The 10,242-nt window shown below is 66.8% G+C and carries 9 protein-coding genes and 4 tRNA genes; 9 read left to right on the plus strand and 4 right to left on the minus strand.

The features are described 5' to 3' along the window. Position 1: 1 nt before the first annotated feature. From A5727_RS09390 to A5727_RS09410, 5 genes are all read left to right on the plus strand, one after another. A complete protein-coding gene (locus tag A5727_RS09390; protein WP_157521301.1) occupies positions 2-1,120 on the plus strand; it encodes an acyl-CoA dehydrogenase family protein in 1,119 nt (372 codons plus the stop codon). A gap of 163 nt (positions 1,121-1,283) precedes the next feature. Continuing rightward, positions 1,284-1,895, plus strand: a complete 612-nt coding sequence (locus A5727_RS09395) for a TetR/AcrR family transcriptional regulator (RefSeq protein ID WP_068248090.1) — start codon at positions 1,284-1,286, stop codon at positions 1,893-1,895. 105 nt (positions 1,896-2,000) lie between these two features. Further along, a complete protein-coding gene (locus tag A5727_RS09400; RefSeq protein WP_068248093.1) occupies positions 2,001-3,470 on the plus strand; it encodes an aldehyde dehydrogenase in 1,470 nt (489 codons plus the stop codon). Next, on the plus strand, positions 3,467-4,222 hold the full coding sequence (locus tag A5727_RS09405; protein WP_068248095.1) for an SDR family NAD(P)-dependent oxidoreductase: 756 nt from the start codon (positions 3,467-3,469) through the stop codon (positions 4,220-4,222). The genes A5727_RS09400 and A5727_RS09405 overlap by 4 nt, the downstream gene beginning before the upstream one ends. A gap of 210 nt (positions 4,223-4,432) precedes the next feature. Then, positions 4,433-5,290 carry a mycofactocin-coupled SDR family oxidoreductase gene (locus A5727_RS09410; protein ID WP_068248096.1) on the plus strand — a complete coding sequence of 286 codons (858 nt, stop codon included), beginning with the start codon at positions 4,433-4,435 and terminating at the stop codon, positions 5,288-5,290. 238 nt (positions 5,291-5,528) lie between these two features. Here the strand turns inward: A5727_RS09410 and A5727_RS09415 are convergent. After that, a tRNA-Val gene (locus A5727_RS09415) sits at positions 5,529-5,600 on the minus strand. A gap of 362 nt (positions 5,601-5,962) precedes the next feature. Here A5727_RS09415 and A5727_RS09420 point away from each other — a divergent pair. The 3 genes from A5727_RS09420 (at position 5,963) to A5727_RS09430 (ending at position 6,223) form a co-directional block, all read left to right on the plus strand. Further along, positions 5,963-6,035 (plus strand) — tRNA-Gly (locus A5727_RS09420). A 27-nt stretch (positions 6,036-6,062) separates the two neighbouring features. Continuing rightward, a tRNA-Cys gene (locus A5727_RS09425) sits at positions 6,063-6,133 on the plus strand. Positions 6,134-6,148: 15 nt separating this feature from the next. Next, positions 6,149-6,223 (plus strand) — tRNA-Val (locus tag A5727_RS09430). A gap of 65 nt (positions 6,224-6,288) precedes the next feature. On the opposite strand, the gene A5727_RS09435 is transcribed toward A5727_RS09430, so the two are convergent. The 3 genes from A5727_RS09435 to A5727_RS09445 all read right to left on the minus strand — a co-directional run bounded on the left by A5727_RS09435 (position 6,289) and on the right by A5727_RS09445 (position 9,338). After that, positions 6,289-7,839: an adenylate/guanylate cyclase domain-containing protein gene (locus A5727_RS09435; protein WP_068248097.1), complete on the minus strand. Its 1,551-nt coding sequence runs from the start codon at positions 7,837-7,839 to the stop codon at positions 6,289-6,291. Between the two features lie 54 nt (positions 7,840-7,893). Further along, a complete protein-coding gene (locus A5727_RS09440; protein ID WP_068248098.1) occupies positions 7,894-8,811 on the minus strand; it encodes an alpha/beta fold hydrolase in 918 nt (305 codons plus the stop codon). A 101-nt stretch (positions 8,812-8,912) separates the two neighbouring features. Beyond that, positions 8,913-9,338, minus strand: coding sequence for a DUF4267 domain-containing protein (locus A5727_RS09445; protein WP_068248102.1), 426 nt, complete (start codon positions 9,336-9,338; stop codon positions 8,913-8,915). 386 nt (positions 9,339-9,724) lie between these two features. On the opposite strand from A5727_RS09445, the gene A5727_RS09450 reads away from it, so the two are divergent. Continuing rightward, the coding region (locus A5727_RS09450) for a glycoside hydrolase (RefSeq protein ID WP_068248160.1) at positions 9,725-10,242 on the plus strand (518 nt) is incomplete at its 3' end.

Below are 10,242 nucleotides of genomic sequence, written 5' to 3' on the forward strand. Positions count from 1 at the left end.
GATGACAGAACAATCCCCGGCATTCACCGAGACCGACGAGCAGCGCGAGTTCCGTACCGCGGTGCGGGAGTTCCTCGAGCGTCATTCGCCGGAGGACGAGGTCCGCCGGGTGATGGAGTCCACGGACGGGTATGACCCCGCGCTGTGGCGCGCGATGGCCGACCAGCTGAATCTGCAGGGGCTGGCGATACCGGAGGAGTACGGGGGTGAGGGCTTCGGGTACCCGGTGTTGGCCATGGTGATGGAGGAGATGGGGGCCGCCCTTGTGCCCGGTCCGTATTTCGCCTCAGCCGTCCTCGCAGCCGGCGTCCTCGTGGCGTCGAACGATGAGGCCGCCAAGAAACGACACCTTCCGCGGATCGCGAACGGCCACGCGATCGCAACGCTGGCCGTCACCGAACGCAGCGGGCGCTGGTGCGTGGCGGACACCGAAACGCGCGCCGACGCCCACCCCGAGGGGTGGCTCCTCACCGGCACCAAACACTATGTGCTCGACGGTGTGATCGCCGACCTGGTGTTGGTGGTCGCCCGAACGGACTCGGGCATCGGTGTGTTCTGCGTCGATGACACCGAGACGCTGCGACGGCGCTCGCAGTCGACACTGGATCCGACCCGCCGCCAGGCGGTCATCGAGTTCTCGGCCACCCCGGCGACTCGGCTGAACATCGCCGTGCCGGAGCTCGAAGGCGCACTGGCGCGGGCCGCCGCCGCGCTGGCCGCCGAACAGGTCGGCGGAGCCCAACGCTGCCTCGACCAGGCCGTCGGCTATGCGAAGGTGCGACAGCAGTTCGGCAAGCCCATCGGATCGTTCCAAGCTGTCCGCCACATGTGCGCCGACGTGATGCTGGCGATCGAATGCGCCAGGGGCGCAGCCCAGTACGCTGCGTACGCCGTCGACAGCTTCCCCGCCGAGTTTCCCGCGGCCGCGGCTCTGGCCAAGGCCCAGTGTTCCGAGGCGTATCTGCGCGCAGCAGGCGCCAACATCCAGTTGCACGGTGGGATCGGTTTCACGTGGGAACACCCCGCGCACATGTACTTCAAACGGGCCCAGTCTTCGGGACTGCTGCTCGGTGACGCCGATCACCACCGCCGCGCCCTCGCGGACCGCCTGGGACTGTAGACGCTCAGAAGTCTGCGTCTGTGTCGATGGTGATCGCGGCAGCCCTGGTGGGAGTTCCAGCCGCTGCCAGCGGTCTGCCGATACACCTGGACACACACTGTCGCGTAGCATTGTGGACTTGGCGGGGCGATGACACAGCCTCCCAAGACGCGAGGAGTTATCGATGGCAACCGCACGGGTGACGAGCGCAGCTGAGGACCAGGACGAGCTGGACCGCCGGGATCAGATCCTGGAAGCAGCAAACGTGTGCTTCACCCAACTGGGCATTCAGCGCACCAGCGTCCAGGATGTGGCGCGGATGGCCAACGTCTCGCGCGGCACCGTCTATCGGTACTTCGAAGACCGCAACGTCCTGATCGAGGCCGCAATCGAGTTCGGGGCGCAGAAGTTCTACCGGTTGGTCGCCGCCGCCATGGCGGAGAAGGCCACCCTCGCCGAAAAGCTTGGCGCCATGGCTGAGACACACGCGACCATTCTGCTCGACCATCGCACGCGCAATCGACTGATGGCCGACGACGCAGAACTGATGCGCCACATGATCTCCGACGGTGACTCGGCCGTCCGACGGTCGACGCAGTTCCTGATTCCCTACGTCCAAGAAGCGCAGAAGCGCGGCGAGGTGGGCTCCGGAGTCGACGTCATCGCGGCGAGCGAATGGCTCGCGCGCATCATCTACTCGTTCTCGACCGTCAACGAGGCCCAGACATTCGACATGTCGAAGCCCGAGACCGTGCGCAAGTACGTGGAGAAGTTCGCCGTCAACGGTCTGCGCTGAGTCCACTCCGCTCATTGCTGGTCATCTGAACATCTCCTGCACTATTGTTCCATTCGGCGTCGCCGTGCATCCCCGCGGCCCGCGACTGGAGAAGTCAGGAGACATATGACCGAGATCTGGCGCGAAGAGCGAATGCTGATCGCCGGACGCCTGGTCGCCGCGTCCAACCGCGCGACTTATGACAACGTCAACCCCGCCACCGAGGATGTCATCGGTGTTGCCGCCGACGGAACTGGCGCCGACATGGACGCGGCGATTGCGGCGGCACGCAACGCCTTCGACAACACCGGTTGGGCCGACGACCACGAGTTCCGAATCGGCTGCATCCGGGAGCTGCACGCGGCCCTCACCGACCACGCCGATGACCTGCGGGCCGCGGTGGTCGCCGAGGTCGGGTGCCCAGTGGCGCTGACCTTGGGACCGCAGCTGGACACCCCCATCGCCGGGCTGCCGTGGGTCGCCGATCTCGCGCAGGACTACGCCTGGGAGACCAGCCTCGGAATCGCCGAACCGTTCGGCATGAAGACGCTCAGAACGGTGCGCCGCGAGCCGGTGGGCGTGGTCGGCGCCATCACACCGTGGAACTACCCGGTGCAGATCAATCTGGCGAAGATGATCCCGGCTCTCGCGGCGGGCAACACCGTCGTACTCAAGCCTGCCCCCGACACCCCCTACAGCGCAACGCTTCTGGGACGGATCATCACTGAGCACACCGACTTTCCAGCCGGCGTGGTCAACATCGTCACCTCATCCGACCACCAGATCGGCCAGCAGCTCTGCGAGGATCCGCGCGTCGACATGATCTCGTTCACCGGATCGACCGCCACCGGGACGCGCATCATGATCGCCGCAGCGCCGACCATCAAGAAGGTCTTCCTCGAACTCGGCGGCAAGTCGGCACTCGTCGCACTCGATGACGCCGACATGGCATCGGTGGCGACATCCGCGGCGTTTGCCACCACCACCCATGCCGGCCAGGGCTGCGCCAACACCACCCGACTTCTCCTTCCCCGCAAGAAGTACCGCGAAGGCGTCGAGATGCTGGCGGAGATGCTCAAGGGCTGGCCCTACGGCGATCCCACGGACTCGTCGGTGCTCATGGGACCACTGATCCGCGAGCAGCAGCGACAGCGCGTGCTCGGCTACATCCAGAAGGGCCTCGATGACGGCGCCACCGTGGCGGTCGGCGGCGGCGTTCCCGCGCACCTGCCCACCGGCTACTTCGTGGAGCCCACCGTGCTGGCCGACGTCGATCCGGATTCCGCTGTGGCTCAAGAGGAGATCTTTGGACCCGTGCTGGCGGTGATACCGCACGACGGCGATGACCACGCTGTGGCAATCGCCAACAACTCCCGATACGGACTGTCCGGCGCCGTGGTGAGCGCATCGGATGAGCGGGCGCGTGCCGTCGCCAATCGCATGCGCACCGGGACCGTCAACGTCAACGGGGGCGTCTTCTACGGCGTCGACGTGCCGTTCGGTGGATACAAGCAGAGCGGGATCGGACGCGAGATGGGAGTGGCGGGCTTCGAGGAGTATCTCGAGATCAAGTCGATCGCGGAGGGCGCACGATGAGCGAACGGTCCCTGGCGGGCAGGCGAGTCGTCGTGGTGGGGGGTTCGGCTGGGATCGGGAGAGCATTCGCCGAGAAGGCGATGGCCGACAGCGCCCGCCTTGTCGTCGTCGCGCGTCGCGAACTGCCCGCCGAGGTCACCGCCGACCCGTCGCTGGCGGCATCGGTGTCGGCCGACATCTGCCTGCCCGCAGACTGCGCCCGTGTCGGCGACACCGCCGCTCGCGTGCTCGGCGAGGTGGATCTGCTCGTGATCACGGCCGGATACGCCCCTCTGAAGCCCTTCTGCGACGTCGACGCCGAAGACTGGTTCAAGGTCCTGTCCACGAACGTGATCGGTGTCCACCAGATCATCCAGGCCCACCTGCCCGTGCTCGCCCCGTCGGCGATCATCGCGGTGATGTCGTCCGATTCAGTACGCCATCCCCATCGCGCGCTCGGCGCGTACTCCGCGAGCAAGGCCGCGATGGAGCGAAGCCTGGTGGCATGGCGACTGGAGCACCCCGGATACCGTTTCAGCTGCGTCGAGGTCGGCGCGACGGTGCCCACGGATTTCATCTCCGACTTCGATCCCGACCTCCTCGGAGCCGTTGCCGGCGAGTGGATCTCCCGTGGTCTCGTTCCGGCCACCCACATGACGCCCGAGGCGGTGGCCGACACCTTGGCCGGAATCTTCGCCGGCGCGCTCGACAATCCCAACGTCGGGCTCGATCACGTGACGCTCAAGTCCCCCGCGCCACCGATGACCCTGTGAGCACCCGCGTCCCTCGCCTGGCGGATCGGCACTCGACTCCATCCGGAGGATTCTCGAAAGACGTTTAACCGGACGGGGTTTCACTGACTCGAAGTCGCAGACGCCGGCCCGCCGGGACGCACGCCGGCGAACCGCGCCGATGTGTGACAATTCAACACTTCGTGTTCTATTATCCACAGTGGCGATGACCCGCGAGTGAATGGAGAACGAATGAACCGTCTCACGGGCAAGGTGGCCCTTGTCACCGGCGCGGCCCGCGGCCAAGGTCGCAGTCACGCCGTGCGGCTCGCCGATGAGGGCGCAGACATCATCGCCATCGACATCTGCGCCGACATCGAGTCGAACGAGTATCCCCTCGCCACGCGAGACGACCTCGACGAAACTGCGAAACTCGTCGAGAAGTCGGGACGACGAATTGTGACCGCCGTGGTCGATGTGCGCGACCGCCCCGGCATGAAGGCCGCACTGGATGACGCGGTGGCACAGCTCGGGGGGCTGCACGTCGTCGTCGCCAACGCGGGAATCTGCCCTCAGGGCAACCACATTCCGTATCGAGGCTTCATTGACGCGTTCGACGTGGATTTTGTGGGCGTGGTCAACACCATCCACGTCGGTCTGGACCATCTGACGGAGGGCGGTTCGGTGATCGTCACCGGTTCCATCGCCGGCTTGGTGGACCAGAAGGACCTGGCCACCGGTGGCGGACCGCAGGGTCCCGGAGGGGCCGGGTATGGAATGGCGAAGAAGATGATCCGGGAGTACACGAAGGCCCTGGCCCTGACCATGGCGCCGCACAGCATCAGGATCAACGCCGTACACCCCACCAACGTCAACACAGACATGCTGCACAACACGCCCATGTACAAAGTGTTTCGACCCGACCTCGCCGAACCGACCAGGCAGGACGCCGAGGTGGTCTTCCCCCTGCTGCAGGCCATGCCGACGCCCTGGGTCGAGCCGGAAGACATCTCACATGCCATCGTCTACTTGGCGTCCGACGAGTCTCGCTTCGTCACCGGCCAGCAGTTGTTCATCGATGCCGGGGCCGGCCTGAAGCTGGGCGTGTAAGCGCCTACGCGGCCCTGTATGGCCCTGGCCCCGTGTGCCGCGGTCTTCCCCCACCCCGCGCCTGGGCGCCCGCTGACGGCTCGATTCATCGTGGGCCGACTTGTTACTGGAGGCTGGGCAGTTGAGCACTGCCGTGCACTGGCTGAGATTCCAGACGAGAAGAGAAGTGGCCTGCGACGCATCGCTTGAAGGCCCGGAAGACTCGCGGCGGTGAACGCCATTCGAGGGCTGTGTGTTGTGGTCCCGGCTGGTATCGAACCAGCGACCTTCCGCGTGTGAGGCGGACGCTCTCCCACTGAGCTACGAGACCGTCTATTCGAAGAATTCGAACGAGGCAGAAGATTAGCACGGTTGGGTGCCGGTACCAGAATCCGCTGGTCAGCGGTGGCGATCGTCGCCGCACCGGAAGGTTCTCCCCGGCCGCCGCCCAGCAGACACGGCCGGTACGACGTCGCGTCTCCGCGCAGCGCCGCTTTCGCCAGACCTACGCCACAGGCACCGCGGGGACCCCCCATCCGCGGGCCTGTGAGCACCTGGGGTGACGGTGACAAGCCGGGCCCGCCCGCCCATCTGAACACCCCAAATACCGCTGGTGAACAAGGGATTTGTGTCTGGGCGCCAACGTGCACTAATGTTCTGCATCGCACCGGGCGACGATCTCGCCCGAGGCACGCGGATGTAGCGCAGTTGGTAGCGCATCACCTTGCCAAGGTGAGGGTCGCGGGTTCGAATCCCGTCATCCGCTCGAAGGTGCAGTGGCATCAACCCCAGCGGTGGAGTGGCCGAGTGGTGAGGCAACGGCCTGCAAAGCCGTGCACACGGGTTCGATTCCCGTCTCCACCTCCGAGATTTAACCCGGCGCGATTAGCTCAGCGGGAGAGCGCTTCCCTGACACGGAAGAGGTCACTGGTTCAATCCCAGTATCGCGCACCATATTCTCTCAGCGTCAGGCCCGGTTTCCACCGGGCCTTTGTCGTCTCCGGCGTTCCCACTGCGAGTCAACGGATCTCTGTCCGGCTGAGGCCGGGGACCAACCGGGCGGCACCGCGCAGAAGCCACGGCGCATGCCTGGCCATTGCCGCGACGGCCCGGTCGGACTGTCGCATCTCCGTTCGGGGGCCGGGCGTGGGAGTCGACACCAGGTCCGCCTCCGCCGTTCCCGCTCGCGGGCCCCGTCGATCGACCGCCATCAGCTGCCAGGTGCCGGGCACCCCCCGCAGTTCGACGGTGCCGCGGTCCTCGAAGCCGGTGCCCGAACCGACCACCAGATCGCGGACGGTGCGGGAGACGAGGATCTCCCCCGCCCCGGCCAGGTCGACGATCCGCGCCGCGATGTGCACGGCGATTCCGACCACTCGGGCGTCGCGCAGTTCGCACTCGCCGGTGTGGATGCCCGCGCGGATCTCCAGACCCAGCGTCGTGGCGTCGTCGCACAGGGCCTCCGCGCAGCGGATGGCCGGGGTGGGGCCCTCGAACGTGATCATGTGCCCGTCACCCGTGCTGTCGACCACGGTGCCGCCGAATCGCCGGGTGGTCTCCGTGGTGATCTGGTTGAACCGCTGCAACACCGCGCTCCACCGCTCGTCGCCCGTCGCGGCGAGGCGCCGCGTGGCGGCCACCACGTCGGTGAACAGCACCGTCCGCAGCGCGCGGCGGGACAATGACGGCGGCGCGTGGCTGCCGGTGAGGAACTCCTCGACCTCGGTCAAGATCTTGTCGGGATCGGCGAGCCAGGGCGCGTGGTCGCTGCCGGCGACTTCGAGCAGACGGGCAGCGGGGATGTGATCGGCGAGGTATCGGCCGCACTGCACCGGAGTGACTTCGTCGCGGGCATGGATGACCAGGGTGGGCGCGCTGATCGTCGGCAGGATCGGCCGCACGTCAAGCCGGAACATCGCTTCGAATGCCGCGCGCGCCATCCCCGGGCTGGCGCTCATACGCTCCACCATGGCCAGGAGGCGGATCGCCCGCACCGACGGCAGGAGAACCTTAGCCGCCTCGCCGCTGCCCCACGCCGAGAGGACGCCGCGCCAAAAAGCCAGCACGCGGGCGAGCTGCTGCACCGAGGGCGTGTAGACCTCACCCAGCTCGGGTATGAGGCGCGCCCGCAGCTCGGCCGGATCGCGGTTCACGTCATCCCAGCCGTCGATGTAGGCGTATGCGAAGGTGCCGGTAAGAATCAGCGCCCGCGTCCGCTCCGGGCGGGTGGCCGCGAAGAAGATCGAGGCCGGGCCGCCCTCGCTCACGCCGAAAAGCACCGCTCTGTCGAAGCCGACGGTGTCCATAACCGCCTCGATCTCGGCCGCCCGATCATCCAGCGTGGGAACTCTCGGGACCGGGTCCGACAGACCGACCCCGGCCTTGTCGAACAGAAGCACGCGACAGAACGTGGAGAGCCGCTCGAAGAAGGCCACAAATTCGGGCATGGTCCAGTACAGCTCGATGTGGCTGGCGAACGACCCGACGAACACAAGCTCGATCGGCCCATCCCCGAACACCTGATAGGCCAGACTCAGATCGCCGCAGGATGCGTACACCGTCTCCGGCACTCTCGAAGCGTACTGCGCTGACGCGCTCGTCAATCGGGATCCGCGGAGCCGTCCTCACCCCCGAGCGGCCGACGGGCTTCCGATGAACTCGACGACGGCGTTGATCGCGGGCCGGTGCCGCAGCACGCGATAGTGCGCCAGACGGCCCAACCCGCGCGTGGTGAACAGCGTCGCCTCCGGCCACGTCTCGATGATCTGCTCGCTGGCCTCATAGGGCGCGTCGGGGTCGTCCGGGTCGTGTACGAGCAGCAGCGGCAGGTGTCCCGCGCGGCTGGCGAGCACGGGGATGTCGGTCTCCAACAACGGCATCCCGATTCGGCGCGTGAGCCTGCGGTGCAGGCCGTCACGGATCCGGGGGCCGAATCCGTGCCGCTCCGCGAACAGGTCCAGATAGTGCGGGAAGTTCCCCATCGGGGCCAGGAACACCAGACGCTCGACAGGAAGCCCCTGCGCCGCCGCCAGGGCCGCGGCCTTGGCGCCCAGGGAGTGCGCCACGATCGCGCGGGCGTCGCCGTGCTCACGCACCATGGCGTGGACCGCGTGCGTGCACTCCAGCAGTGTGGTCCGTCCCGGCGCCAACTCCCCCGGTCCAGACTCGTTGTGGCTGGGCAGATCGAAGGCGATGACTCGATGCCCCGCCTCGACGAGGGGTTTGACGAACACGCCCATGTGCGCGCGGAACCCACCCCACCCGTGCACCAGGTACACCGGCGGGCCCTCCCCCCACGCCTCACCGACCACCAGGTGCCCGTCCCACGTCGCCTCAACCCGCGTTCCGGGCGGGACCCCGGGTGGCATCTTCAATGCGGAGTCCACCGTCGGCGGGGTGCACCACAGTTCGACGGCCCACCGTGACCCGATCACCGGCGCGAACCGTTCCAGCAGGCCAAAAGCCCTGCGAACCTTGGGGTCCACAGGCTCCTCTATGCCCGAAGGCTCCAGTTTCTGGTCACCATCGGCAACCCGGTCCATCCTCACCCCACCCTTTCGATACAGCCGGCAGACTGATTCCCCCCGTCTGCCCGACGCGTCGCTAACACTTGGGCACAACCGCCGCTCGGGTCAACCCGACGTCAGAATCGCGTCAGATCCGATCGTGCACGCCCTGGTGCAGATATCGGCGGTGACACTGGGCGCGGTCGCAGCGCACCCCACAACCCAACCCCGATACCGAGGACGGCGCCGCCCAGTCCGATCATCTGCTGTCCCCGCTTGAGATCGCCGTGCACGCTGAGGCCGCCCAGCAGGTCGGCCGCGTCGGCGCCGCCGGAGGCCAGGAACCACCCGCGGGTGTCGCGCCGGCGCAGTGCGGCCCCGACCAACACGCCTCCGATCAGCGCGTCCCGGTACCCCATCGACCGCAGCAGCAGACGCGCCGAGGGACCCGGATCGTCGGGTTCACCCCAGAGCCTGTTGGCGCGCAGCGGGTCGATGAGGAAGGACGCTCCCGACGCGAGCCGGATGCCCCCCGCGATCAGTGCGGCGCGGTCGATCGTCATGCCCGCAGCCTAGGGATCAGCCATGCGCGAGACGGCCAAGTCGGCCGGAATGACGTATCTCGGAACGGCAACAGAGCGCTCACGCAGGGGTCGCGGAAAGGCGCGATATCTATGGCATAGGTCTCATTTCTGGACCCTCAGCTAAGAAGGTCGGCTAGAAAACGCCGAATTTCACGAGAATCTGATCTTGATGGGCATTGGGGTGACCCTCGAGTTGGCGCACCGGCGTTGAACTGGTAGTTTTCCGGCACGTCGCACCTGCGAAGCGCGCCAATTTTGAATTGAAATTGCACGTAAATCTGTCGTTCACACCATAAAAATTTGTAAACGTGACACAGGACACGTTTTTTGCGACCCCCAAAAGCGTGTTGTTAGCGTCCCTCTGCATGTTTGCTCTAGCCACTTTGTTGACACTCGTCAACCAGGTGTCGGGCACTCCGTACGTCTCCGGCGGTGACTCACCCCGGGGTACGGACTGCTCGGGCCTGGCGTCGTGGGTTGCCAACGCCGCGACGGGTCGACCCGTCTACGGCGATCGGTTCCACACCGGAAATCAGGAGCGGGCCCTGCTGGCTCGCGGGTTCAAGTACGGCACCGCACCCAATGCTCTGGTGATCGGCTGGAACGGCGGCCACACCGCCGTGACGCTGCCGGACGGCACCCCCGTCTCCAGCGGTGAAGGCGGCGGAGTCAAGATCGGTGGCGGCGGCGCCTACCAGTCGCAGTTCACCAAGCACATGTACCTGCCCGCTGAACAGATGGTCGGCGCTGAGCCCGCGCCCGTCGATCCGATGCTGCCCCCGCCCGCGCCGGAACCGGTCATCGTTCAGGCCGACACCCTGATGCCGCCGCCCCCGCCGCCGGCACCCGAGCTGTTGCCGCCGGACGTGCCCGACGTCGTTCC

The organism is Mycobacterium sp. ACS4331 (assembly GCF_001667265.1).
In the GTDB taxonomy this organism is placed as follows: Bacteria; Actinomycetota; Actinomycetes; order Mycobacteriales; family Mycobacteriaceae; genus Mycobacterium.

Bases quoted from the DNA above. Each gene is read 5' to 3' on its own strand.
- A5727_RS09440 (WP_068248098.1), bottom strand. From the start codon at position 8,811: ATGGACCGGGTTGCCGATGGTGACCAGAAACTGGAGCCTTCGGGCATA.
- A5727_RS09405 (WP_068248095.1), top strand. From the start codon at position 3,467: ATGAGCGAACGGTCCCTGGCGGGCAGGCGAGTCGTCGTGGTGGGGGGT.
- A5727_RS09400 (WP_068248093.1), top strand. From the start codon at position 2,001: ATGACCGAGATCTGGCGCGAAGAGCGAATGCTGATCGCCGGACGCCTG.
- A5727_RS09410 (WP_068248096.1), top strand. From the start codon at position 4,433: ATGAACCGTCTCACGGGCAAGGTGGCCCTTGTCACCGGCGCGGCCCGC.
- A5727_RS09390 (WP_157521301.1), top strand. From the start codon at position 2: ATGACAGAACAATCCCCGGCATTCACCGAGACCGACGAGCAGCGCGAG.
- A5727_RS09445 (WP_068248102.1), bottom strand. From the start codon at position 9,338: ATGACGATCGACCGCGCCGCACTGATCGCGGGGGGCATCCGGCTCGCG.
- A5727_RS09395 (WP_068248090.1), top strand. From the start codon at position 1,284: ATGGCAACCGCACGGGTGACGAGCGCAGCTGAGGACCAGGACGAGCTG.